This window comes from Pseudomonas reinekei (genome assembly GCF_001945365.1).
GTDB classification, from domain to species: Bacteria; Pseudomonadota; Gammaproteobacteria; order Pseudomonadales; family Pseudomonadaceae; genus Aquipseudomonas; species Aquipseudomonas reinekei.
The window spans coordinates 390,904-416,496 of the sequence record NZ_MSTQ01000001.1 but is presented as its reverse complement, the minus strand read 5'-3'; the positions used below and the strand labels follow the sequence as shown (position 1 = coordinate 416,496).

The following is a 25,593-nucleotide window of genomic DNA, read 5'->3' as shown; positions in this document are numbered from 1 at the left end:
AATCCTTGTGGGAGCGAGCCTGCTCGCGAAGGCGTCGGTTCAGACGCCGCAAACCTCAAGGACTGACGTGATACGGATTCCTCGGATCATGGTTCCAGTCCAGAAACGGCTTGCCGCTGTCCACGGGCACCATCTCGATGCAATCTTGGACCGGGCAGGTGATCTGGCACAGGTTGCAGCCCACGCACGCCTCATCGATCACTTCATAGCGGTGGGTGCCATCGGCATTTTTCAGACTGGCCACGGCCTGGTGCGAGGTGTCCTCACAAGCGATATGGCAACGACCGCAACCGATACAGGCCTCCTGGTCGATTTTCGCGATGACCTGGTAATTGATGTCCAGGTACTTCCAGTCGGTGGTGTTGCCCACCGCGCGTCCGGAAAACTCTGAAATACGGCTGTAGCCCTGACTGTCCATCCACCGCGACAGGCCGTCCTTCATCTCCTCGACGATCCGGAAACCATGGAGCATCGCCGCTGTGCACACCTGCACGGAACCGCAGCCCAACGCCATGAACTCCGCCGCATCGCGCCAGTTGCCGATGCCGCCAATCCCGCTGATCGGCAGGCCGTGGGTCTGTGGGTCGCGGGCGATTTCAGCGACCATGTTCAAGGCAATCGGCTTGACCGCCGAGCCGCAATAGCCGCCGTGGGTGCTCTGGCTGCCGACCATGGGGTTGGCGACCATGCGCTCCAGGTTGACGCTGGTGATCGAGTTGATGGTGTTGATCAACGACACCGCATCGGCACCGCCACGGTGTGCCGCGCGGGCAGCGACGCGAATGTCGGTGATGTTCGGTGTGAGCTTGACGATCACTGGCAGCGAGCAATAGGTCTTGCACCAGCGGGTGACCTGTTCGACGTATTCCGGCACCTGGCCGACCGCCGCGCCCATGCCGCGTTCCGGCATGCCGTGGGGGCAACCGAAGTTCAATTCGATACCGTCGGCGCCCGTGGCTTCCACCAGCGGCAGGATGTGCTTCCACGATTCTTCGACGCAGGGCACCATCAACGACACGATCAGCGCGCGGTCCGGCCAGTCCTTTTTCACTTGGGTGATTTCCCGCAGGTTGATCTCCAGCGAGCGGTCGGTGATCAGTTCGATGTTATTAAATCCAAGCACCTCTCTGTTAGCGCCGAAGTGCGCCGAATAGCGTGACGACACGTTCACCGCCGCCGGGTCTTCACCCAGGGTTTTCCAGACCACGCCGCCCCAGCCCGCCTCGAAGGCGCGCACCACGTTGTAGGCCTTGTCGGTCGGTGGCGCGGAGGCCAGCCAGAACGGATTGGGTGACTTGATGCCAGCGAAGACAATCGACAGATCGGCCATTTATGCAGCCTCCACGTTGAGCATCAATTGAGTGTGCATGGCCTCGGCGGCCCGCTTGCCATGCTGTACGGCTTGCACGGTCAGGTCTTGATCAAGGCTGGTGCAGTCGCCGCCGGCATACACGCCGGGAATGCTGGTGCGCAGGTTTGCATCCACGGCAATCCGTTCACCTTGACGCTTGAGTTCACGGGCCAGCGGGTCGGCGAGGGCGCTGCCGTCGAAGGCCTGGCCGATGGCTTTGAAGATCGCGTCGGCAGCCAGCTCGAAGGTTTCACCGGTGGTTTGCAGACGACCTTCAACCAGATGCGTGCGGGCGAAACGCATGCCGCGCACCCGACCGTTGTCGTCAAGCAGAACGGTGTCCGGTTGCGCCCAGGTCAACAGCCGTACCTGATTGGCTTTGGCGATGTCCTGTTCGTGATGAGTCGCGCCCATGTCCTCGACGCCCCGGCGGTACACCAGATTGACGTCGTGAGCACCGAGACGGGCCATTTGCACGGCCATGTCGATGGCGGTGTTGCCCGCGCCAAGGACGATGCAACGGTCAGCCAGCGGCAGTTGCGTCAGGTCATCGGCCTGGCGCAATTCGCGGATGTAATCGGTGGCAGCCACAAGCCCTGGCGCCTCTTCGTCGGCCAGTCCCAGTTGCTTGCTCGCCGCCAGACCGAGGCCAAGAAACACCGCGTCGAATTGCTGATGCAATTCGCTGAGTGTCAGGTTCTCCCCGAGTCGGTGCCCATGGCGGATTTCGATTCCGCCGATCTGCAGCAGGAAGTCGAGTTCCTGCTGTGCGTAATCGTCGACCAGTTTGTATTTGGCGATCCCGTATTCGTTGAGCCCGCCTGCCTTCTCTCGCGCTTCGAAAATCACCACGTCGTGTCCATGCATGGCACTGCGGTGGGCGCAGGACAGCCCGGCCGGACCGGCCCCGACCACGGCGATGCGCTTGCCGGTAGCGGCGGCGCGGGGGAACGGGTGCTCGCTGAAGTGTGCGTTGTCCACGGCATAGCGTTGCAGCAGGCCGATCAACACCGGCGCGCATTCGTGGGCGTTGTTGCGCACGCAGGCTTGTTGGCAAAGGATCTCCGTCGGGCAGACCCGTGCGCAGCTGCCGCCGAGGATGTTGGCCGACAGGATTTTTTGCGCTGCACCCTGCACGTTGTCCTGATGGATATTGCGGATGAACGATGGAATATCGATCTCGCTCGGGCAGGCGTTCACGCACGGCGCGTCGTAGCAATACAGGCAGCGCGAGGCCTCGAGGTGCGCCTGGCGATCATTGAGTGGCGGCGCCAGGTCGGTGAAATGGCCGGCGAGGGTGGCCGCGTTCTCAGCGGGATGCGGGAGGTGGTCCAGGGTCTTGATCACGGTTTTGGCCTCACGGTGATTGAGGTGCTGCCTCTGATGGGCATGTTTTTTTGCTTCGCCACAGAGAATCGGGTCAGCGTTTCACGGCAACCGGCTGGTTCAACTCCGCTCGCTTGCTCAGCAAATCAAACACCGCCGGGTACGCCGGCCGTTCGATATAGCGCCCGGCGCCCCGTTCGGCCCGCAGGTCGCCATCGGCCCAGACCACACGGCCCTGGCTGATGGTGTGGCTCGGCACGCCGCGCACGGTCTTGCCTTCGAAGATGTTGAAATCGACCTGCTGGTGATGGGTCTTGGCGGAAATGGTCCGGGTGCCTTGCGGATCCCACAGCACCAGGTCGGCATCGGCGCCGACGCGGATCGCGCCTTTGCGCGGGTAGAGGTTGAAGATCTTCGCCGTGTTGGTGGAGGTGAGGGCGACGAATTGCTGCATCGAAAAACGCCCGGTGTTCACGCCTTCATCCCATAGCACCGCCATACGGTCTTCGATACCGGCCGTGCCGTTGGGGATTTTGCTGAAGTCATCCTTGCCGGCGGCTTTTTGCTCGGCGCAAAAGCAGCAGTGGTCGGTGGCGGTGGTGTGCAGGCTACCCGATTGCAGGCCATGCCAAAGAGCCTCCTGATGACCGCGCGGGCGGAACGGCGGGCTCATCACGTAGCCGGCAGCGGTCTGCCAGTCCGGGTGCTGATAGACGCTGTCGTCCAGCAGCAAGTGCCCGGCCAGCACTTCACCGTAGACCGGCTGGCCCTTGGCCCGGGCATAGGTGATTTCGTCGAGGGCTTCCTTGGTCGACACGTGCACCAGATACAGCGGCGTGCCGAGGGTTTCGGCAATGCGGATCGCCCGGCTCGCGGCTTCACCTTCCACCTGGGAGGGGCGCGACAACGGATGTGCCTCCGGCCCGGTCATGCCCTGGGCCATCAGTTTGCGTTGCAGGTGATAGACCAACTCGCCGTTTTCGGCATGCACGGTGGGTACGGCACCCAGTTCCAGGCAGCGCTCGAAACTGGCCACCAGGGTGTCATCGGCGGCCATGATCGCGTTCTTGTAAGCCATGAAATGCTTGAAGCTGTTGACCCCGTGGTGGGCCACCAGTTCGGCCATTTCTTCGCGGACCTGTTCGCTCCACCAGGTGATCGCCACATGGAATCCGTAGTCGGACGCCGACTTCTCGGCCCAGCCACGCCATTGATGAAACGCCTCCATCAAAGACTGCTGCGGGTTGGGAATCACAAAGTCGATGATCGAAGTCGTGCCGCCGGCCAGTCCCGCCGCCGTGCCGCTGAAGAAGTCTTCGCTGGCCACCGTGCCCATGAAGGGCAGTTGCATGTGCGTGTGCGGATCAATGCCGCCGGGCATCAGGTACTGACCGCTGCCGTCGAGTACTTCTGCGCCGGCGGGAATAGCCAGGTTATCGCCGATGGCCTTGATCACGCCGTCTGCGCAATACACATCGGCGCGATAACTTTCATCATGGGTAATAACGGTAGCGCCACGGATCAACAGAGACATGCCGAGTTCCTCGCAGGCAATGACCGGCTGGTACCGGTTCTAGGTGTTTTATATACAGCGAGTGCCAACAGGGATATTCCTGTCAGCACTGTCAGGATTAAACGCTAGCTGCAGTTTATGGAATCAGCAAGAATATTTTTTATAAGCTTATTGATGTTTTAAAGCATTGAAAAATAAAGGATTAAAACTTAAATCACCAAAATGGTGAGACCTCTCACCATTTTGACGCACTTGACAGGATCCAAATATGGTCAAGATTTCTTATGTGAAATCAGCTGTTTGAGAAGGGTCTATGATTGATGCGCGACTTTGAAAAAAATATCCGCGCACCAGATTGAGTCCTGACTGTTTGGACAACTTGCCTGAGACACAGCCCGAAGGGCGCGGCAAAGAGTCCAGGCAGTAAATAAAATCGATAAAAACCAGTTAGTTGCAAAGTGTTATGGAACTGCCCGATGCGCAAGCGGGGCACTCGGCACGTTTATTGATTCCGCCAGTCCCTGATGAGCAACAATAATCAAAAGAACAGTGGAGCGGCCATGCAACAGATCAGATCGCAAGTGACCGAGCGCGACGGCTTGTTTGAGCTTGAAGCCGGCAGCGATGTCCTCGACAGTCCCCGTTACAACCACGACATCGCACCGACCAAGGTGCGTGAACGAACCTGGAACAAATGGCACATCACCGCGCTGTGGGTCGGCATGGCGATTTGCGTGCCGACCTACACCCTCGGCGGCGTATTGACCGCGTACTTCGGCCTCAGCGTCGGTGAAGCGCTGCTGGCGATTCTGTTCGCCAACATCATTGTGCTGATTCCGCTGACGCTCAATGCCTTTCCCGGCACCAAGTACGGCATCCCGTTTCCAGTATTGCTGCGTTCGTCCTTCGGCATCCTCGGGTCCAACATCCCGTGCCTGATCCGTGCGCTGGTGGCGTGTGGCTGGTTCGGTATCCAGACGATGTTCGGTGGCCTGGCGATTCACCTGTTCCTCGGTTCGGTGTTCGAAGGCTGGAAATCCCTGGGTGGCACCGGTGAGGTGATTGGCTTCATGGTGTTCTGGGCGCTGAACCTGTGGGTGGTGATTCGCGGTGCCGAGTCGATCAAATGGCTGGAGACGCTTTCTGCACCGTTACTGGTGGCCGTGGGCGTGGGGCTGCTGGTGTGGGCGATGCCAAACGTGTCGATGAGCGAACTGCTGGCCATCCCGGCCAAGCGCCCCGAAGGCGCCGGCGTGGCGAGTTACTTCGCCGCCGGGCTGACAGCGATGGTCGGCTTCTGGGCCACGCTGTCGTTGAATATCCCGGACTTCAGCCGCTATGCAAAAAGCCAGAAGGACCAGATTGTCGGGCAGATCATCGGCCTGCCGCTGACCATGTTCCTGTTTGCCTCCCTTGGGGTGGTGATGACCGCGGCGTCGGTGAAACTGGTGGGGGTAACGGTGTCCGATCCGGTGACCCTGATCGGACACATCCAGAGCCCGATGTGGGTCGCGCTGGCAATGGCGTTGATCATCATCGCCACCCTGTCGACCAACACCGCGGCCAACATCGTCTCGCCGACCAACGACTTCCAGAACATCGCGCCCAAGGTGATCAACCGCACCAACGCCGTGCTGCTCACCGGGCTGGTCGGTCTGGCCTTGATGGCCCATGAACTGTTGAAAAAGCTCGGCCTGATCGTCTCGGACATCAGCCTGGAAACCGTTTACTCCAACTGGTTGCTCGGCTATTCCAGCCTGCTCGGGCCGATCGCCGGGATCATGGTGGTGGACTATTTCCTGGTCAAGAAACAGCAACTGGACCTCGCCGGCCTGTATCGCGATGACGTGTATCCCGCGTGGAACTGGAGCGGTTTCATCGCTTTTGGTGTGCCAGTGGTGTTGACGTTGTTGTCGCTGGGCAGCGATGCGTTCAGCTGGTTCTACAGCTATGGCTGGTTTACCGGCTCGGCGCTGGGCGGGTTGATTTATTACGGGTTGAGTGTGATGCGGCCTAGCCCGTCTGTTGCGAAATCTGCGGTGTGAAGACTGGCCTCTTCGCAAGCAGGCTCGCTCCCACAGGGAAATGCATTGCAATGTGGGAGCGAGCCCGCTCGCGAAGGCGGAGGCACAAACACCAACGAAACACCTGAAGAAATCCATAAGAACAGCCTGAGGAGATCACCATGAACGCGGCCGTAGACGTTCTGCAATCCACCCATCAGCACATCAATCGCGATCGTTTGTGGCAATCGCTCATGGAACTGGCCAGGCTCGGTGCCACCGTCAAGGGCGGCGTCTGTCGCCTGGCCCTGACCGATCTCGACCGCCAGGCCCGGGACATTTTCGTCAACTGGTGTGAGGAGGCGGGCTGCACCGTCAGCGTCGACGCCGTCGGCAACATCTTCGCCCGCCGCCCTGGACGTAACCCGAACCTGCCGCCGGTGATGACCGGTAGCCACATCGACACCCAGCCCACCGGCGGCAAGTTCGACGGTTGTTTCGGCGTACTGGCCGGCGTCGAAGTGCTGCGCACGCTGAACGACATGAAGATAGAAACCGAGGCTCCGCTGGAAGTGGTGGTCTGGACCAACGAAGAGGGCTCGCGTTTCGCTCCATGCATGATGGGCTCCGGTGTGTTCGCGGAAAAATTCACGCTTGAAGAAACCCTGGCCAAGGTCGACGCCGAGGGCGTGACGGTGGGCGAGGCGCTCAACGCCATTGGCTATGCGGGCGAACGCAAGGTCAGCGGGCACAATGTCGGTGCCTACTTCGAAGCCCACATCGAGCAAGGCCCGATTCTCGAAGACGAACGTAAAACCATCGGTGTCGTGATGGGTGCCCTCGGGCAAAAATGGTTCGACCTGAAACTGCGCGGCGTCGAAGCCCATGCCGGCCCGACGCCGATGCACCTGCGCAAGGACGCCCTGGTCGGCGCCGCGGTGATCGTCGGCGCGGTCAATCGCGCCGCCCTCGGCCATCAACCCCACGCCTGTGGCACCGTCGGTTGCCTGCAGGCCTATCCCGGCTCGCGCAATGTCATTCCCGGTGAAGTGCGCATGACCCTGGACTTCCGCCATCTGGAGCCGGCACGGCTGGATTCGATGATCGCCGAAGTCCGTGAAGTCATCGAAACCACCTGCGAAGAACACGGCCTGACCTTCGAACTCACACCCACGGCGGACTTCCCGCCACTCTACTTCGACAAGGGTTGCGTTGAAGCCGTGCGCGGCGCTGCCCAGGGCCTGGGCCTTTCGCACATGGACATCGTCAGTGGCGCAGGTCACGACGCGATCTTCCTCGCCGAACTCGGCCCGGCCGGCATGATCTTCGTGCCGTGCGAAGGCGGCATCAGCCACAACGAAATCGAAAACGCCGCACCGGATGATCTGGCTGCCGGGTGCGCGGTACTGTTGCGGGCGATGCTGGCGGCGTCGGCGGCATTGGCAAAAGGTGAGTTGGCGGCTTGAACCCGCAATAAAAAGCGGCCTTCAGCAGTCCCTACTGGTGATTTTCGTAGGCGCTGCCTAAGGCTGCGATGTTTTGCTTTTCGAGTCATCGCTGCATCATCAGGTTTGCACTCCCACAGGGTTATCTGCACTATCCAAACACCGGGCGGTCGTAGTCTTCACAGGGTCACAACACGTGTGGAGCCACAATGAGTCAGGACATCCTGAGCACCGAAACCAATCGTCGCCAGTTGCAACAAATTATCGCCGGGCTGTCCGACGGGGTCATCGTGCTCGACCCCGATCAGAGCATCCTCTGGGCCAACGATGCGGCACTGGCCATGCACGGCGTGGAACACGTCAGCGACCTCGGCGCCAATGCCAGGGCCTACACCAAGCGTTTTGCCCTGCGCTACCGCAACAACCATGTGGTGCCGGTCGACAGCTACCCCATCAACCGCGTTGCCCGGGGGGAGACCTTCAGCGACGTGCTGGTTGAACTGACCTGTGCGCAGGACCAGGAACAACGCAACTGGGTGCATCGCGTGCGCAGCCTGGTGTTGGCCGACAGCCGTGGCGAGCCGGAATCGCTGGTGCTGATCATGGACGACGTCACCGATTGGGCCAGCGCCGAGCACCGTTTCGAAAAAACCTTCTCCGCCAACCCCGCGCCGGCAGTGATCTGTCGTCTCAGTGATTTGCGTTACATCAAGGTCAATCCGGGCTTCCTTGAAATGACCGGTTTCACCCGCGATCAGGTGATCGGCACGTCCACCTACGAGCTGGACGTGCTGGAGCAGGCCGAAAACAAGGAGTTGGCCAAACAGCGCCTGCGCGAAGGGGCCACCATCCCGCAAATGCAGGCCGAGTTGCGCATGGCTGACGGCTCAGGCAAACAGGTGATCGTCGCCGGTCAACCCCTTGAGCTACACGACCAGCCTTGCATGTTGTTTTCTTTCGTCGACATGGAGCCACGGCACAAGGCTGAAGTTGCCTTGCGCCAGAGCGAGGAGCGTTTCGCCAAAGCCTTTCGCCTATCCCCGGTGCCTATTCTGCTGTGCGGCGCGGGTGATCAGGTCGTGCTCGATGTCAACGAGGCATTTCTCGACACCCTCGGTTACCCCAGTGAACAGGTCTTGGGCGAGAGCATTGCGCAAATTGATTTCTTCGATGACAAGAACGCCCGAACGCGGCTGTTCTCGGCACTGGAGAAAATCGGAAGCCTGGATCGCATCGATGTTCGTGTGCGCAAGAAAGACTCTGAACTGATTGATTGCGCGGTGTCGGCCGACACCGTGAACATTCAGGAAAAACCGTGCTATCTGCTGGTGTTGATGGACATCACCGAGCGCAAGCGCACCGAGCTGGAGCTGGTGTCGGCCATCGAAGAAGTGATGAAAGACGCCTCGTGGTTCAGCCGCACGCTGATTGAAAAGCTGGCCAATGTAAAAAGCGTCAATTCACCGCGATTGCCCAGCGTTTCATTCACCGATCTGACGGCGCGTGAGCGTGATGTACTGGGTCTGATCTGCGAGGGCCTGGCCGACAAGGAAATCGCCGCGCGCTTGAAACTGGCGCCCAATACCGTACGAAATCACGTGGCAACGGTGTACTCCAAGCTGGATGTGCACAGCCGCAGTGAAGCGATCGTCTGGGCGCGCGAGCGAGGATTGTTCGCCGGAGCGTGGCGAAATAAAGGCCAACGTTAAGGTGCAAATGCACTAACTAACGGGGTGCAATTTAATGTGTTGACCGATTGCCGCGGCTTTTAGGCTATTGGAGGAGGGCAGGTGTTCGCGGATCGCCAGCCTGTCTCCTTCGAAACCGCTAAAGGAACGGCCTGATGAACCTGCAACACCACGATTTACACCGCCAGGGTCAACCGCAATGATTACGCTGGCCCAACTGCGGACCCTGATCGAGCACAGTTTTTCACCGCTGGCCTGTGAGTGCAGCATCTCAGGCGACCACTCATTGACGGTCAAACTCTATCACCCGGTTTCGGGACGTGTGGACCTGGTGGTCAGTGGCTTGAACATGACAAGACTGCAATCGGCTGAAGCAGTGGCGACCCTGATTGAAGAATTACGCTACGAATTGCAAAGCAATACCCTGCATCGTCCCGATCCAGTGATGTAAGAACTGCCAGGTTTTCATGGTTCTGGTCATTGATTGGGCTATAAGTGATACGCCACTGGTTTTTTTGTGACAGGTCTGTGGATTTTGCGCGCAGGTTTTGTTGTCACAAAAAAGTGTCGATCACTTATCGCGGGTCAACCTATGAAAAATCTTGGGAAACGCGTTTGTACACCTCTGTCGCTGGCATTCTGCGTAGCGATCCTCGGTGGTTGCGCCAGTCCGCCGCCACCTCCACCGGTCACCCCACCGCCGCCACCTGAACGTACCTGCCAGACCCTGGATAAAACCGATGTCATGGGCGATGTGCGTGGCGAAAATGGCGAGGTGACACGAGTCACCACGACCACTCGCTGTATTACCCAGTAGGGAAAACACATGGAACCTGTGGGAGCGAGCTCGCTCCCACAGGGGTTGTGTGGTCTAGACCATCAGGACAGGAAGCCGCCGTCCACGTTCAGCGAAACGCCCGTGGTGTAGCTGGAGGCGTCGCTGGCCAGGTACAGCACGGCGCCGGCCATTTCGCTCGGGTCGGCTACGCGCTTTAGCGGGATTTGCTGCAGTGCGGTGTTCAGGATCGCCTCATTCTTGACCAGTGCCGAAGCGAATTTGGTGTCGGTCAGACCCGGCAGCAGCGCGTTGCAGCGGATGCCGAACTGCGCGCACTCCTTGGCGAAGACCTTGGTCATGTTGATGACCGCCGCCTTGGTCACCGAATAGATGCCCTGGAAGATCCCCGGCGAAACGCCATTGATCGAAGCGACGTTGATGATGCTGCCGCCACCGTTTTCACGCATCAGCTTGCCGGCTTCCACCGACATGAAGAAGTAGCCGCGAATGTTCACGTCGACGGTTTTCTGGAACGCGCCGAGGTCAGTGTCCAGCACGTTGCAGAACTGCGGGTTGGTGGCGGCGTTGTTGACCAGAATGTCCAGGCGACCGAACTGTTCCTTGATCCCGGCGAAGACCTGGCTGATCTGTTCCATTTCGCCAATATGGCAGGCGATGGCGGTGGCTTTGCCGCCGGCAGCGATGATCGCGTCGGCCACGTGCTGGCAACCGTCGAGCTTGCGGCTCGAGACGATCACATGGGCGCCTTGCTGGGCCAGCAGTTTGGCAATGGCCTCACCGATGCCACGGCTGGCGCCGGAGACGAATGCGATCTTGCCGTCGAGGTCGAACAACTGAGTCTTGGACATGGGATTCCCTTTTAATGAAGTCTTGTTATGGGGCCAAAGGCGGGGTCAGAGGCTGGATGTCTGGATGACCTGCAAGCTCATCTGCTCCAGCAGTTTGTTCATGTGAATGAACTGCGCGAAGCGTTTGTCCTGGGTCTGGCCATGGTAGAAGCGGTAGTAGATCTGCTGCACGATGCCGGCCAGGCGGAACAGGCCGTAGGTGTAGTAGAAATCGAAATTGTCGATCTGGATGCCGGAACGCTGGGCGTAATAGTCGACGAACTCGCGGCGAGTCAGCATGCCCGGGGCGTGGCTCGGTTGACGGCGCATCAACTGCACCGGCGCCGGGTCGCCGGCTTCGATCCAGTAGGCGAGGGTGTTGCCAAGGTCCATCAGCGGGTCGCCGAGGGTGGTCAGTTCCCAGTCGAGCACGCCGATGATCTGCATCGGATTGTTCGGGTCGAGGATGACGTTGTCGAAGCGGTAATCGTTGTGAACGATGCTGGAGGTCGGGTGATCGGCGGGCATCTTGTCGTGGAGCCAGGCTTTGACCACTTCCCAAAGCGGCGCATCGGGGGTCAGGGCTTTTTCGTAACGGTCGCTCCAGCCTTTGATCTGCCGCGCCACATAGCCTTCAGGTTTGCCGAGGTCGCCCAGGCCATAGGCGTTGTAGTCGACCTGGTGCAGCTCGACGAACTTGTCGATGAAACTCTTGCACAGGGCTTCGGTTTTCGCTGAATCGAGCCCCAGTTCCGGCGGCAGTTCCGAGCGCAGGATGATGCCGTTGACCCGTTCCATCACATAGAACTCGGCGCCGATCACCGATTCGTCGGTGCAGTGCACATAGGCTTTCGGGCAGTACGGAAAACCGTCGCGCAATTGATTGAGAATGCGAAATTCGCGGCCCATGTCATGAGCGGATTTGGCCTTATGGCCGAACGGCGGCCGACGCAGGACAAACTCCTGCCCGGGGTATTCCAGCAAATAGGTAAGGTTCGACGCACCGCCCGGGAACTGGCTGATCTGCGGCAAGCCGCTCAAGCCCGGAATGTGGGCCTTGAGGTATGGATCGATCAGGCTGGCATCGAGTTCTTCGCCGGTACGGATACGGGTGGACTGGTCAGTAAGCGCCATGCTTATCCCTTCTGCTTATTTTGGAGGCCAGACATCATTGGCTAATCTAATGGTGCGCCTGGGGAGCCACAAGCGTGACCCGGTCTTATAGGTTAGCGTGTTGCCGGATAATCAGTGATCCTGATAGGTATGCAGCGACATCGGATCAGTCTCGTTTCACTCGACAGCTCTAGAAGTCCTTGCCAGGAAAATGCCGAAAGAGTACAAATGTACTCCATGACCCATCTGACTCCCCGCCGTACCGCCATCCTGACCTTTATCCGCGAGCGCATCGCGGAGCACGGTCAATCCCCGAGCCTCGCCGAAATCAGCGAGGCGTTCGGCTTCGCCTCCCGCAGTGTGGCGCGCAAGCATGTGCTGGCGCTCACCGAAGCCGGGTTTATCGAGGTCAACCCGAATCAGGCCCGGGGCATTCGCCTGCTCGGGCAACCGCCGCGTCCCGAGTTGCTGGACATCCCGGTACTCGGCCGAGTGGCGGCGGGTGCGCCGATCGGGGCCGATGCCGACATTCATAGCCGCTTGCTGCTCGATCCGTCGATCTTTTCCCGGGTGCCGGACTACATGTTGCGGGTGCGCGGGGATTCGATGATCGAGGACGGCATTCTCGACGGCGATCTGGTGGGCGTGCACCGCAATCCCGAAGCGCTCAACGGCCAGATCGTCGTGGCGCGCCTCGACGGCGAAGTCACCATCAAGCGCTTCGAGCGGGTCGGCGACACGGTTCGGCTGTTGCCGCGCAACCCGGCCTATCAGCCGATCATCGTCGAAGCCGACCGCGACCTGGCTATCGAAGGGGTGTTCTGCGGCCTGGTGAGGCAAGGCTGATGGGCGCCGTCGTTGCGTTGGATACGCTGTTCAATGGTGGCCAGGTCTGGAAGGGCCGGCCTGCGCCGCCGGCCGTCAGCCCGCAACCCACCGGGCATGCGGCGCTCGACGCGGCGCTGCCCACGGGCGGCTGGCCCGAGGCGGCGCTGACGGAGATTCTGCTGACCGGGCAGGGCGTCGGCGAGTTGCAACTGGTGTGGCCGGCGCTGGCGCGATTGTCGGCGGCAGGCGAGCGCATTGTGCTGGTGGCGCCGCCGTACGTGCCGTACCCCCAGGCCTGGCAGAGTGCCGGGGTCGATCTGCGCCAGTTGTCGATCATCCAGGCCAGCGAGCGCGATGCGCTGTGGGCCGCGGAACAATGTTTGCGTTCGGGCAGTTGCGGCGCGGTGCTGTGCTGGCCGCACAAGGCTGATGACCGCGCCTTGCGCCGTTTGCAGGTGGCGGCGGAAACCGGCTCGACCCTGGCCTTCGCCTATCGCTCGCTCAGTGAAGCAGTCAACCCTTCGCCTGCGGCGCTGCGAATCGCCATCGATGCCAAACCGGCGCAATTGCGCGTGCTCAAGTGTCGGGGCGGGCTGGCCCGTTCGGCGCCGATTGCTTTCGCCGTAGGGCATTGAGGTTGCCATGCGCTGGGTTTGTATCCTTTTCCCGCAATTGGCGCTGGACGCGGTATTGCGTCAGCGCGCCGACCCCGATGAGCCGCTGGCGCTGCTGACAGGCCCGGCCCAGCGACGGATGCTGCAAGCGGTCAACGGTCCGGCACGCGAACTGGGCCTGCGCCCCGGTCAGTCCATGAGCGCCGCCCAGGCCCTTAGCAAAGGATTCGCCACGGCGGAGTACGACGTCGCCGACATTGAACACTGGCAGCAGTTTCTGGCGGCCTGGGCTTATCGGTTCAGTTCCCAGGTCAGCGTGCATTACCCGCGGGCGCTGGTGTTTGAAATCGAGTCGAGCCTGGGCCTGTTTGGCGACTGGCCGCAATTCGAGGCACGCCTGCGCCGGGAGCTTGGCGAGCTGGGCTTTCGTCACCGCATTGTCGCTGCGCCCAACCCGGCGGCGGCGCGAATGTTGGCCAATGCCTATGACGGCCTGGTGGTGCCCAATGATCAAGCCTTGCAGTATCACCTCGGGCAAATGCCCGTCGACCGCATTGGCCTGGAGGCCAGCGTCGCCACGGCTTTATCGCGCATGGGGTTGCGCACCCTGAGTCAGGTGCAGGCCTTGCCGCGGCACAGCCTGGCCCGGCGTTTCGAAGCCCAGGTGCTCAGGCATCTGGACACCTTGCTTGGGCGGCGGCGGTTGGCGCTGGCGTTCTACCTGCCGCCGGATCGCTTCGATGTGCGCATCGAACTCAATTTCGATGTGCAGTCCCATCAGGCCTTGCTGTTTCCATTGCGCCGCTTGACCGGCGACCTGTCGGCGTTTCTCTGTGGTCGCGACAGCGGCGTGCAGCGTTTTGACCTGCACCTGGAACACGCCGGCTTGCCGGACACGGTCATCAAGGTCGGTCTGCTCAGCGCTGAACGCGATCCGGCGATGCTCTTCGAATTGGCCCGGGGGCGACTGGAGCAGGTTCAGGTTGAGGCGCCGGTGCGCGGTTTTCGCCTGCGCGCCGAAGACTTGCCGGCCTTCGTGCCACAGTTTCAGGAACTGTTCGATGATCGCCCGCAGCAATCCTTGCCCTGGGAACAACTGCGCGAACGCTTGCGTGCACGGCTTGGGGATGAGGCGGTGCATGGCTTGCGCTTTCAGGCCGATCACCGCCCCGAGTGCGCGTGGCAGGCCAGTGCCGACAGCCAGCCCTGCGCAGCATTCCCGACCGTGCAGCGCCCGGGCTGGCTGCTGACCGAACCGCTGACGGTGCATGAGGGGTCGACCCGCATTCTCATGGGGCCGGAACGTATCGAGTCCGGCTGGTGGGACGGTGATGACGTGCGCCGTGATTACTACCTGATCGAAACCCGCGCCGGCCAGCAGGGCTGGGCTTATCGGGTGGTCGGCGAGGACGGTCCGCTGTGGCTGCAAGGCTGGTTCGCATGAGTGCCGGGTATGCCGAACTGCACTGTCTGTCGAACTTCAGTTTCCAGCGCGGTGCTTCCAGCGCCCTCGAACTGTTTCAACGGGCGAAAAAGCAGGGTTACCAAGCCCTGGCGATCACCGACGAGTGCACGTTGGCCGGGATCGTCCGTGCCTGGCAAGCGGCTAAATCCGTGGAACTGCCGCTGATCATCGGCAGCGAAATCCGCATCGAAAACGGCCCGAAACTGGTGCTGCTGGTGGAGAACCTCGAGGGGTATCAGACGCTGTGTCGATTGATCACCCGCGCCCGACGTCGTACGCAGAAAGGCCAGTACCGGGTATTGCGTGAGGATTTCAGCGAACCCTTGCCGGGGCTGTTGGCGTTGTGGGTGCCCGACGCGGTCAATGACGTCGAACAGGGTCGCTGGTTGCAGCAGGCCTTCCCCGAACGCCTGTGGCTGGCGGTGCAATTGCACCGGTGCCAGGACGATACCCGCCGCCTCAACGACCTGCTGGCCCTGGCCCGGGAGCTGCGGATTACGCCGGTGGCCAGCGGCGATGTGCACATGCACGCGCGCGGACGCCGGGCCTTGCAGGACACCATGACCGCGATCCGCAATCACTTGCCGGTGGCCGACGCCGGGTTGCGTCTGCACCCCAACGGTGAACGGCATCTGCGCAGCCTCGACGTGCTCTCCGGTCTGTATCCGCCAGCCTTGCTCGACGAAACACTGGCCATTGCCCGACGCTGCACGTTCGACCTCGGCCAGTTGCGCTATCAATATCCCCGGGAGCTGGTGCCCAATGGGCATTCGGCCTCATCGTGGTTGCGCGATCTGACAGAGAAGGGCATCGCCTGGCGTTGGCCAAAAGGCCCGAAGGTCGAGGTGCTCAAACAGATCGACAAAGAACTGGAGCTGATCGCCGAACTGGGTTACGAAAGCTATTTCCTGACGGTCCACGACATCGTGCGTTTCGCCCGTGACCAGCAGATTCTTTGTCAGGGACGCGGTTCTGCCGCTAACTCGGCGGTGTGTTTTGCCTTGGGCATCACCGAAATCGATCCGGATCGCACCACGTTGCTGTTTGAGCGTTTTCTATCCAAAGAACGCAACGAACCGCCGGACATCGACGTTGATTTCGAGCACGAGCGGCGTGAGGAAGTCTTGCAGTACGTGTTCCAGCGTTATGGCCGTGCCCGCGCGGCGCTGACGGCGGTGGTCAGCACCTACCATGCTGCGGGCGCAGTGCGCGACGTGGCCAAGGCGCTGGGTTTGCCGCCGGACCAGATTAATGCCCTGGCCGACTGCTGCGGTCACTGGAGCGACGAAACTCCACCGGTAGAACGGTTGATCGAGGGCGGTTTCGATCCCGAAAGCCCTGTACTTCGACGAGTGTTGAGCCTGACGGGGCAACTGATCGGTTTCCCCCGGCACCTGTCCCAGCACCCCGGTGGTTTCGTGATTTCCGAGCAGCCGCTGGACAGCCTGGTCCCGGTGGAAAATGCGGCCATGGCCGAGCGCACCATCATCCAGTGGGACAAGGACGACCTCGACGCGGTGGGCCTGCTCAAGGTCGACATTCTCGCGCTGGGCATGCTCAGCGCGATTCGTCGTTGCTTCGACCTGTTGCGCCACCACCGAAGCCTCGACCTGAGCCTGGCGACGATCCCGTCCGAAGATGCGGCCACCTACGAAATGATCGGCCGTGCCGATACCGTCGGCGTGTTCCAGATCGAGTCCCGGGCGCAGATGTCGATGCTGCCGAGGCTGCGGCCCAAGACGTTCTACGATCTGGTGATCGAGGTGGCGATTGTGCGCCCCGGGCCGATCCAGGGCGGCATGGTGCACCCGTACCTGCGACGACGAAACAAGGAAGAACCCGAAGTTTATCCGTCGCCGGAACTGGAAGTGGTGCTCAAACGCACCCTTGGCGTGCCGTTGTTTCAGGAACAAGTGATGCAGATCGCGATTGTCGCCGCCGACTACAGCCCCGGTGAGGCCGATCAGTTACGCCGCTCCATGGCCGCCTGGAAACGTCATGGCGGGCTTGAACCGCACAAGGAGCGGCTGGCGGCCGGGATGAAGAAAAACGGCTATAGCGCCGAGTTCGCCACGCAGATTTTCGAGCAGATCAAAGGCTTTGGCAGTTACGGGTTTCCCGAGTCCCACGCCGCGAGTTTTGCCTTGTTGACCTACGCCAGTTGCTGGCTGAAATGCCACGAACCGGCGGCGTTCGCCTGTGCGCTGATCAACAGTTGGCCCATGGGGTTCTACAGCCCGGACCAGATTCTGCAGGACGCGCGTCGCCATCACTTGCAGATTCGTCCGGTGGACGTGCGTGCCAGCGACTGGGATTGCAGCCTGGAGCCGGTCACTGGCGCGCAACCGGCGATTCGCATGGGCCTGAGGATGATCAAGGGCTTTCGTGAGGGCGATGCCCGGCGTATTGAAGCGGCCCGTAGCGCAGGCGCGTTTACCGACATCGCCGACCTGGGCGAGCGTGCGCGACTCGATGCCCGCGCCCAGGAGCAACTGGCCGATGCGGGTGCGTTGCGCGGGCTGGCGGGTGATCGTCATCGGGCGCGCTGGGAGGTCGCGGGGGTACAGAAACAGCTCGGCTTGTTTGCCGGTCTGCCAAGTCAGGAGGAGGGCGCAATCGTGCTGCCCACACCCACCGTCGGCGAAGACCTGCAGGCCGATTACAACAGCCTCGGCACCACCCTCGGTCCGCATCCGCTGGCGCTGCTGCGCGCAGAGCTGAAAACCCGGCGCTGCCGCAGTTCGAAGGAGCTGCTGGATGTGGAGCATGGGCGCCCGGTCAGCGTCGCCGGGCTGGTGACCGGCCGACAACGGCCAGGCACCGCCAGCGGCGTGACCTTTGTCACTCTGGAAGACGAGTTCGGCAACGTCAACGTGGTGGTCTGGCGCGATCTGGCTGACCGGCAGCGAAAGGTGCTGGTGGGTTCGCAGTTGCTCAAGGTCGATGGTCGCTGGGAAAAGGAGGGCGAAGTGCGCCACCTGATTGCCGGACGCTTGAGTGATCTGAGCCCACTCCTTGACGGCATCAGCGTGCGCAGCCGCGACTTCCACTGACCTGTGGCGAAGCGATGTCTTCAATGCTTGTCATTTGAAATGGAAAACCTGTGGGAGCGAGCCTGCTCGCGATGGCGGTCTGGCAATCAATATTTGTGGTGTCTGATCAACCGCTTTCGCGAGCAGGCTCGCTCCCACCGGTGAGGTGTGAAAGCTGTTTATTTGGTAACAGGCCAGAATCGCTCGCCACCGCCTGGTGCATCGGTCCATGCCTGTAAAGAACGGGTGGGCAGGTCGAAGTAATCCCTGGTGCGCGCATAGCCATGCCCGCCCATCCGCCCGATCGCATCGAGCCCGAGCTGATCGATGTACAGGGTTTTCGGGTCGATGAGTTCATCACGCACATGGGCCATCAGCACTTCGCCGAAAATGATCTCCCGCGACTGGCCGATGGACAGCGCCATCATCCGTCGACACTCCAGCGCTACCGGGGCTTCGCCGATGCGCGGGCATTTGACGGTCGTGCCCGCAATGGCGGTGAGGCCAGCTGCGGTCAGTTCGTCAAAGCCAGGCGCAAAAGGTACGGCGCAGACGTTCATGGCTTCCACCAATGCATCGCTGACGATGTTCACCGTGAATTCCTGGTTGAGCTGGATGTTGCGGGTGGTGTCCTTGGGGCTTTGGTCGCCATAGTTTTCAACGCCCAGCGCGAGGATTGGCGGATCGGCGGAAAGCGCATTGAAAAAGCTGAACGGCGCGGCGTTGACCCGGCCTTCGCGATCGACGGTGGTGACCAGCGCGATGGGGCGGGGCACCACACTGCCGATCAGAATTTTGTACTTGTCCCGTGGGCTCAGTTGGCTGAAGTCGAAGCTTTGCATGGGCAAAAATCTCTAAAGGAGAGGATCAATGGCGCAGAGTGGCGCCTGTGCGCTGAAGTCGTCGGCGAACGGGATGGCCGGTTGGAACAGGGTCTTCCAGTCCGGTTGGCCGAAGGCCCGGTCGCTGTGGCTGCGCATCAGGGTTTCGAATTGCCGTTGGGCCTGGCGTTGCAAGGCGGGGTAGTCGACACCCTGAACCTGGCCGTCCTGCATCACGCAGCGGCCATTGATGTAACTGGCGATGCAGTCGTCACCGCGACCGGCCAGCAGCAGATTTTTCAAAGGATCGAACAACGGCCCCAAGTGCAGGCCGCGCAGGCTGAACACGGTGATGTCGGCTTGTGCTCCCGGCGCCAAGCGACCGATATCGTCACGGCCCAGAGCCTTGGCCCCCCCGAGGGTGGCGGCGTTGTACAGGTCCAGCGCGCTGGTCAGTTGATTGCCGCCCTCCATCAACCGGGCGATGTTCAGGCCTTGGCGCATGTTGTCCAGCAAGTCCGCCGGCCAGGTGTCGGTGCCGAGGGCGAAGTTGATGCCCTTGGCCCGGTAGCGACCGAAAGAGTTCAACGCCTCGCCGTCCCGGGCAAAGACCACCGGGCAATGCACCAGGCTCGCGCCGCCATCCACCACCCGTTGAAGATCTTCATCGCCACGGGTGTAGAGGCCGTGGGGCAGCAGGCTACGCGGATTCAAAAGTCCAAGCCGCTGCAACCAGCCCAGCGGTGACGTGCCGCGCAGTTGCTCGACCATGGCCACTTCGTCGAGGCCTTGACAGCAATGCAAACGCATCGGCGCGTTCAGTTCGCGGCTCAACGCGGCGGTGCGTTGCAGCAGCGCGGGTGTGCAGGTCTGGATGCGGTCGGGCAGCAGCGCGCCGCGAATCAGGCCGCCGTTGGCGCCGTCGAAATCACGGAAAAAACGCTCGGCAGCGTCGAGTCCGGCCATGCCCCGTGGCTCATCCCAGTGATGCGCCAGGGTACCGTCGGCCTGCCAGTAACTCATGCCGCTCATGTAGCAAGGTCCGAGGTAAGTGCGCAGGCCCAACTCGGCCGCCACACCGGCCACCGCAGCAAACTCGTCGTAGGTTTCCGCCCATTCGCGGTAATACATCGAGGTGATCGGCATGGCGGTGGTAATGCCGTTGCGGATCAACTGGGTGAAGGCGTAGCGATATTTGAAAACTTCCTCCTCGGGGCCATAACTCTCCCGTGGACCGCGGGCCAGATGCTCCGCGGACCACAGGCGGCCCATGTCGCGCTCATCGCCGTTGTCGAGGGTCAATACCGTGGAATCAAGATCGCCGAGGGCGTCCAGATCAATGAAGCCGGGGCCGATCAGCGCGTTGCCGTAGTCGATCCATTGATCCACCGGCCCGGCATAACCGCGCCCGACAAACTCGATGCGTGAACCGTTGAAGATCACTTCGCCGTCGCGCCATAGCACATGCTGGGCACCGTCAAAGCCGACCACGCAACTGGCCCGAAGCCCGATGCGCTTCACAGGCGGCTGTCCAGCAAGCGGCCACCCGCTGCGATTAACTGGCCCGCGCGATACACCTGCCGTAGCGGCCGCGAAACCACCGCTTCACCCAGTGTCTGTACCGGCATCAGCAGGAAGTCCGCTGGCTGGCCGATTTCCAGGCGATTCGCTTCGTACCCCAGGGCCTGGGCGCCATTCACCGTCGCGGCCTCAAACGCCGCCGCCAGTTCTTCGTCCTTGTTCAAATCGAAACGAAACGCCAGCAACATCGCGCGTTCCAGCATGTCGCCGTTGCCCATGGGCGACCAGGCATCACGGATGCCGTCCGAACCCAGGCATACATTCACCCCGGTTTCGCGCAGAGCGAGGAACGGCGGCACCGCGCAATCGGCGGGCGCCGAACTCATCAGCGAAATGCCCAAGGCGGCGAGGCGTTCGGCCACCGGTTTGACCTGGCTCCACGGCAGCATGCCGAGGCAGTAGGCGTGGCTGATCATCACTCGATTCTGGCGGCTGAAACGCTCGGTGTAGTCGGCAATCAGTGCAATCTGCCACAGGCCCAGTTCACCCTTGTCGTGCAGGTGAATGTCGACGCCACGGTCGAATTCGCTGGCCAGTTTGAACACGAAATCCAGCTGTGCGACAGGGTCGTTGTCGATGCCACAAGGGTCGAGTCCGCCGACGTTTTCCACGCCAAGGGCCATGGCTTCGCGCATCAATTGGGCGGTGCCGGGGCGGCTGATCAAACCCGTCTGCGGGAACACCACCAGTTGCAGGTCAATCAGATCCCGGTATTTTTCGCGCAGTTGCTGCATGGCCTCGACGTGACGCAGGCCGAACTCCGGGTCGATGTCGACGTGGCAGCGCATGGTCAGCGAACCCCGGGCGATGCAGTTTTCCAGCAGCGCGCCGGCCCGTTGCGCAATCGGCGAGGTGACCTCACGCAGGATTCTGCGCTCATTGGCGATGTAATCCTTGAGGGTTGGCCCGGCGCTGTTTGGGCGCCAGGGTTGCCCCCACAGGGTTTTGTCCAGGTGCACATGGCTTTCCACCAGGGCTGGGGTCAGCAAGTGGTTTTGGCCGTCGATGTCGGTGGCCAGCAGTTCGTTGGTCGAAGCCGGACGGCGTTGGGTGAACCGGCCGTTTTCGATCAGCAGGTCTTCGGCGGTTAAACCGTAGGGGCGCACGTTGCGCAGCCAGCGGGGTTGGGTCATACAAACCTCAAATTTGTGTGGTTGGGGAGGGCCTCATCGCTGGCAAGCCAGCTCCCACAGGATTTGGACGTGTTCACAAATCACTGTGGGAGCTGGCTTGCCAGCGATGGCCGCGACTCGGTCTCGGATCAGCCCTTGAGCTTTGCCCAAATCCGGTCCTGCAGCTCCCGCGCCTTGTTACTGCATTCCTTTTCCGGACGCAGGCGCGAGGCGAATTCGTCGGGCATGTTGATCGCATCCATGACCCGCCATTTGGCGTCGATCAGCTTGTCGCTCTGGATACCGTTGTCGTAGGCGATGGCGTTGGACACGGCGGCGGCGTTTTCCGGTTTCATCATCCAGTCGATGAAGATTTTCGCGTTGCCGGGATGCGGCGCGCTTTTCGGTACGGCGAAGTTGTCCTGGAACATCGCCAGGCCTTCCTTCGGATACACGTACTTGATGGTGCTCTTCTGCAAGGTGGCCCGGGCAGTAGAGCCGTTCCAGTTCTGCATCATGATCACTTCACCGCTGGCCATGCGGTCGACGGTGTTGTCCGAGCTGTACATCTTCAGGAACGGTTTCTGTTTTTGCAGCAGCTCCAGAATGCGCTTGGCGTCCTGCGGGTTTTCGCTGCATTCGTCGACATTCAGGTAATGGCTGGCGGCGTTGATCACGCTGCTGGACGTGTCGAGGGCGGCAAGTTGGCCTTGCAGTTCCTTGCGTGGTTCGAAGAATTCTTTCCACGAATCGTCAAGTTTGCCGCCAGGCACCCGCGCGCTGTCATAAGAGAACCCGGTGGTGCCCCACAGGTACGGCGCGGAGAACTTGCGGCCCGGGTCGAAGCTCGGGTCGCGGAACGCCGGTTTGACGTACTGGAAGTTGGGCAGGGCCGAGGCGTTGATTTCCAGCAGCAGGTCCTGGTTGATCAGGGTGCGCATGATCGACTGCGACGGCACGATCACGTCATACGCCGCGCCGCCGGCCTGCAACTTGGCCAGCAGGGTTTCGTTGCTGTCGTAGCCGTCCATGGTGACTTTGATGCCGGTCTCTTTTTCGAACTTGGCCAGCAGCTCGACCGGGTAGTAGTCGGTCCAGTTGTAGAAGAACAATTGCTTGGGCTCTGCAGCTTGTGCGGTAAAAACAGTCAAACAACTGAGGGCCAGACCGGCGATGCCGTCACGCATGCTTTTGTTTTTCATTAGAGAACGCTCCAGGTTCATTGGTTTTTGCCGCGCTGTCCCAGCCAGAAGGCCAGCACCACCAGCACGATGGAAATCACCAGCATCAGGGTGGAGATCGCATTGATCTCCGGCGTTACGCCTGACTTGATCGCCGAGAAGATGTACACCGGCAAGGTCGTTGAGCCGGGACCGGCGACGAAGAAGGTCATGATGAAATCGTCGAGGCTGACCACGAACGCCAGCACCGACCCGGACAGCACTGCCGGCCACAACAGCGGCAGCGTCACCCGGCGAAACACCTGCCACGGGTTGGCGTAGAGGTCGTTGGCCGCTTCCAGCAGGCTCTTGTCCAGGTCATTGAGCCGCGCGCGGATCGGCAGGTAGGCGAAGGGAATGCAAAAGCCGATGTGCGCGACGATCACCGTCAGCAACCCGAGCTTGATCCCCAGCGCCATGAACAGCAGCAGCGTGGCCACAGCAGTGACGATCTCCGGCAGGATCAGCGGCAGGTTGATCCCGCCTTCGACCATTCTCTGCCCATAGAACGGCCGGTAAGTCGCTAGTGCCGCGAGCAGCGCAATGGCGGTGGCGCAAACCGTGGCAATGCTGGCGACGATGATCGAGTTCAGTGCCGCCGTCTGGATCGACGGGTTGGCCAGGATCCGTCCGTACCAGGCGAACGAAAACTCGGTCCACACTGTCGCCGAACGGTTGGCGTTGAAGCTGTAGGCGATCAACACGACAATCGGCAGGTACAGATAGGCCAGGATCAGCAGGCTGACTTCGCGGGTCAGCGGCAGTTTTTTCAAGTGCAGGGCAATCATGTGGTGGCTCCCCGACGAAGGGTTTTGGCGGCGCTGCGGCTATACAGGGCGTACAGCACCAGCGACAGCAGCAGAATGCCCAGCAACAGGAACGACAGCGAACTGCCCAGCGGCCAGTTGCGCGCGGTGCCGAACTGCTGCTGGATCAGGTTGCCGATCATCAGCGTCTTGCCGCCGCCGAGGATCGCCGGGGTGATGAACGCACCGAGACTCGGCACAAATACCAGCAGCGACCCGGCAATCACCCCCGGCATCGACAGCGGCAGGATGATCCGCCGTAACGCATGCCAGCGATTGGCGCCGAGGTCATACGCGGCTTCCACCAGGCGCCAGTCGAGTTTTTCCAGGGTTGAGTAGATCGGCAAAATCATGAACGGCAGGAAGCTGTAGACCAGCCCGACGCTGACCGCGAAGTCGTTGTAGAGCAGGGTGATGCCACCGGCCTGGGGAAACAGCGCGTTGAGGCTTTGGGCGACCCAGCCGTGTTCGCGCAGGATGATCAACCAGGCGTAGTTGCGAATCAGCAGGTTGGTCCAGAACGGGATGGTGATCAGCAATACCATCAGGTTGCGTCGGCGCGGGGTCAAGCTCGACATCCACAACGCCACCGGAAAGCCGAACAGGAAGCACAGGATCGTGGTGCCACCGGCCTGGAACACCGACCGGATCAGCGCCTGGGCATAGACCCAGTTCAGCTCCAGTTCGCCATCGAAACCTTCCTGGAAAAACAGCTGCACGTAGCTTTGCAATTGCCAGTCGGCCTGCCAGTCGACGCCACCGTAGACGTTGCGCGGCAACAGGCTGATGTAGCCCATGATGCCCAGCGGAACGGCGATCAGGGCCAGCAGGGTCAGGACCACCGGGCTGAGCAACAGCGCACGGTTAAGGGCAGGGGAAGTGCTGCTGACGCTCATCTCAGGCCTCCATCAACAGGCAGGCGTGGGGCGGCAGGTTGACCGCGACGCGATCGCCGACCACCCGGCCATGGTTCAGGCCTTCGTTGTTCTCGCGCAGCATGACCTTGATGTCGTTGTTCAAGCGGCACTGATAGAGCGTCGCCGTGCCGACATACAACACGGCTTCGATCACGCCGCGCAGGTGATGCGGTTGCGTGGGGTCGACCAGTTGCGAGCGCTCCGGGCGAAACGCCAGTTGCACCTTGCCGCCATCGAAGCCGTGGGCCGGGCAGGGGATTTCCACCGGCATGCCGTTGGGCACGAAGAGGTTTTGGTTTTGCTGGCCACGCTTGAGGTGACCGGGAAGGAAGTTGATGTCGCCGATGAACTGCGCGACGAACTGATGCTGCGGGCGCTCGTAAATTTCATTGGGCGTGCCGATTTGCAGGATCTTCCCGGCCGACATCACCGCAATGCGATCGGACAGGGTCAGGGCTTCTTCCTGATCGTGGGTGACGAAAATGAAGGTGATCCCGGCTTCTTTCTGCACGCGCTTGAGTTCGACCTGCATTTCCTTGCGCAGCTTGAGGTCCAGCGCCGACAGCGGTTCATCCAGCAACAATACTTTGGGCTTTGGCGCCAGGGCCCGGGCCAGAGCAACCCGCTGCTGCTGGCCGCCCGACAGTTCCGCCGGTTTGCGCTTGGCCAGGTGTTGCATTTGCACCAGTGCCAGCATCTCATCGACGCGCTGCGGAATCAGTTTGCGATCAAGGCCCTGCATCTCGAGGCCGAAGGCGATATTCTGCGCAACACTCATGTGAGGAAACAGCGCGTAGCTCTGGAATACCGTATTGACCCGGCGCTTGAACGGCGGCAGATCATTGACCGGTTCACCGGCCAGACGGATCTCGCCGTCGCTGACATGCTCGAAACCGGCGATGGTGCGCAGTAAGGTGGTTTTGCCACAGCCGGAAGGGCCGAGCAGGGTGAAGAATTCGTTGTCGGCAATGTCGACAGAAACGTTATCCAGCGCTGGAGCCAGTCCGGGATCGTCGGAATAACGCTTTGAGACGTTTCGCACTTCAATTGCAACTGGATGACCCATAATGGTGCATTCCTCTAATTATTGTATGCAAAATCTGGATGCAATTTAGAAATACCCGGATTAACC

The 25,593-nt window shown here is 61.2% G+C and carries 20 protein-coding genes; 8 read left to right on the top strand and 12 right to left on the bottom strand.

Features of this window, described 5'->3' with window-relative positions:
* Positions 1 to 55 precede the first annotated feature (55 nt).
* The 3 genes from preA to hydA all read right to left on the bottom strand — a co-directional run bounded on the left by preA (position 56) and on the right by hydA (position 4,211).
* Entirely contained in the window at positions 56 to 1,330 is a 1,275-nt protein-coding gene (gene preA / locus BVK86_RS01860) for an NAD-dependent dihydropyrimidine dehydrogenase subunit PreA (RefSeq protein WP_075944787.1), read from the bottom strand.
* Positions 1,331 to 2,698, bottom strand: a complete 1,368-nt coding sequence (locus BVK86_RS01855) for an NAD(P)-dependent oxidoreductase (protein ID WP_075944786.1) — start codon at positions 2,696 to 2,698, stop codon at positions 1,331 to 1,333.
* 73 nt (positions 2,699 to 2,771) lie between these two features.
* Positions 2,772 to 4,211: a dihydropyrimidinase gene (gene hydA, locus BVK86_RS01850; RefSeq protein WP_075944785.1), complete on the bottom strand. Its 1,440-nt coding sequence runs from the start codon at positions 4,209 to 4,211 to the stop codon at positions 2,772 to 2,774.
* A gap of 539 nt (positions 4,212 to 4,750) precedes the next feature.
* Here hydA and BVK86_RS01845 point away from each other — a divergent pair.
* From BVK86_RS01845 to BVK86_RS01830, 4 genes are all read left to right on the top strand, one after another.
* Entirely contained in the window at positions 4,751 to 6,235 is a 1,485-nt protein-coding gene (locus BVK86_RS01845; protein WP_075944784.1) for an NCS1 family nucleobase:cation symporter-1, read from the top strand.
* A 140-nt stretch (positions 6,236 to 6,375) separates the two neighbouring features.
* Complete coding sequence (locus BVK86_RS01840; protein WP_075944783.1) at positions 6,376 to 7,659, top strand: Zn-dependent hydrolase; 1,284 nt, start codon at positions 6,376 to 6,378, stop codon at positions 7,657 to 7,659.
* Positions 7,660 to 7,847: 188 nt separating this feature from the next.
* Entirely contained in the window at positions 7,848 to 9,347 is a 1,500-nt protein-coding gene (locus BVK86_RS01835; protein WP_075944782.1) for a helix-turn-helix transcriptional regulator, read from the top strand.
* Between the two features lie 178 nt (positions 9,348 to 9,525).
* Positions 9,526 to 9,777, top strand: coding sequence for a DUF1652 domain-containing protein (locus tag BVK86_RS01830; RefSeq protein ID WP_075944781.1), 252 nt, complete (start codon positions 9,526 to 9,528; stop codon positions 9,775 to 9,777).
* Between the two features lie 428 nt (positions 9,778 to 10,205).
* Here BVK86_RS01830 and BVK86_RS01825 read toward each other — a convergent pair whose 3' ends face one another.
* Positions 10,206 to 10,973: an SDR family oxidoreductase gene (locus BVK86_RS01825; protein WP_075944780.1), complete on the bottom strand. Its 768-nt coding sequence runs from the start codon at positions 10,971 to 10,973 to the stop codon at positions 10,206 to 10,208.
* 45 nt (positions 10,974 to 11,018) lie between these two features.
* Positions 11,019 to 12,086 (bottom strand): phosphotransferase family protein, encoded by a 1,068-nt coding sequence (locus BVK86_RS01820; RefSeq protein WP_075944779.1) that lies wholly within the window; start codon positions 12,084 to 12,086, stop codon positions 11,019 to 11,021.
* Between the two features lie 207 nt (positions 12,087 to 12,293).
* Here BVK86_RS01820 and lexA point away from each other — a divergent pair, with 207 nt between their 5' ends.
* From lexA to BVK86_RS01800, 4 genes are read left to right on the top strand one after another with little or no spacing between them, the layout of a single operon-like run.
* Positions 12,294 to 12,911 carry a transcriptional repressor LexA gene (gene lexA / locus BVK86_RS01815; RefSeq protein WP_075944778.1) on the top strand — a complete coding sequence of 206 codons (618 nt, stop codon included), beginning with the start codon at positions 12,294 to 12,296 and terminating at the stop codon, positions 12,909 to 12,911.
* Positions 12,911 to 13,528 (top strand): translesion DNA synthesis-associated protein ImuA, encoded by a 618-nt coding sequence (gene imuA, locus BVK86_RS01810; RefSeq protein WP_075944777.1) that lies wholly within the window; start codon positions 12,911 to 12,913, stop codon positions 13,526 to 13,528. The genes lexA and imuA overlap by 1 nt, the downstream gene beginning before the upstream one ends.
* Before the next feature lie 7 nt (positions 13,529 to 13,535).
* Complete coding sequence (locus BVK86_RS01805) at positions 13,536 to 14,951, top strand: Y-family DNA polymerase (protein ID WP_075944776.1); 1,416 nt, start codon at positions 13,536 to 13,538, stop codon at positions 14,949 to 14,951.
* Complete coding sequence (locus tag BVK86_RS01800) at positions 14,927 to 18,025, top strand: error-prone DNA polymerase (RefSeq protein ID WP_162279057.1); 3,099 nt, start codon at positions 14,927 to 14,929, stop codon at positions 18,023 to 18,025. The genes BVK86_RS01805 and BVK86_RS01800 overlap by 25 nt, the downstream gene beginning before the upstream one ends.
* Positions 18,026 to 18,183: 158 nt before the next feature.
* On the opposite strand, the gene BVK86_RS01795 is transcribed toward BVK86_RS01800, so the two are convergent.
* The 7 genes from BVK86_RS01795 to BVK86_RS01765 form a co-directional block, all read right to left on the bottom strand.
* Positions 18,184 to 18,846 carry a flavin reductase family protein gene (locus tag BVK86_RS01795; protein ID WP_075944774.1) on the bottom strand — a complete coding sequence of 221 codons (663 nt, stop codon included), beginning with the start codon at positions 18,844 to 18,846 and terminating at the stop codon, positions 18,184 to 18,186.
* Between the two features lie 12 nt (positions 18,847 to 18,858).
* The gene (locus tag BVK86_RS01790; RefSeq protein ID WP_075944773.1) at positions 18,859 to 20,346 is read right to left on the bottom strand and encodes an amidohydrolase family protein; all 1,488 of its coding nucleotides are present in this window, start codon (positions 20,344 to 20,346) and stop codon (positions 18,859 to 18,861) included.
* On the bottom strand, positions 20,343 to 21,539 hold the full coding sequence (locus BVK86_RS01785) for an amidohydrolase family protein (RefSeq protein WP_075944772.1): 1,197 nt from the start codon (positions 21,537 to 21,539) through the stop codon (positions 20,343 to 20,345). The genes BVK86_RS01790 and BVK86_RS01785 overlap by 4 nt, the downstream gene beginning before the upstream one ends.
* 128 nt (positions 21,540 to 21,667) lie before the next feature.
* A complete protein-coding gene (locus tag BVK86_RS01780) occupies positions 21,668 to 22,720 on the bottom strand; it encodes an extracellular solute-binding protein (protein WP_075944771.1) in 1,053 nt (350 codons plus the stop codon).
* Positions 22,721 to 22,737: 17 nt separating this feature from the next.
* On the bottom strand, positions 22,738 to 23,526 hold the full coding sequence (locus BVK86_RS01775; protein ID WP_075944770.1) for an ABC transporter permease: 789 nt from the start codon (positions 23,524 to 23,526) through the stop codon (positions 22,738 to 22,740).
* The gene (locus BVK86_RS01770; RefSeq protein ID WP_075944769.1) at positions 23,523 to 24,440 is read right to left on the bottom strand and encodes an ABC transporter permease; all 918 of its coding nucleotides are present in this window, start codon (positions 24,438 to 24,440) and stop codon (positions 23,523 to 23,525) included. Before BVK86_RS01770 ends, BVK86_RS01775 begins: the two co-directional genes overlap by 4 nt.
* A 1-nt stretch (position 24,441) precedes the next feature.
* On the bottom strand, positions 24,442 to 25,527 hold the full coding sequence (locus BVK86_RS01765; RefSeq protein ID WP_075944768.1) for an ABC transporter ATP-binding protein: 1,086 nt from the start codon (positions 25,525 to 25,527) through the stop codon (positions 24,442 to 24,444).
* Positions 25,528 to 25,593: the final 66 nt, after the last annotated feature.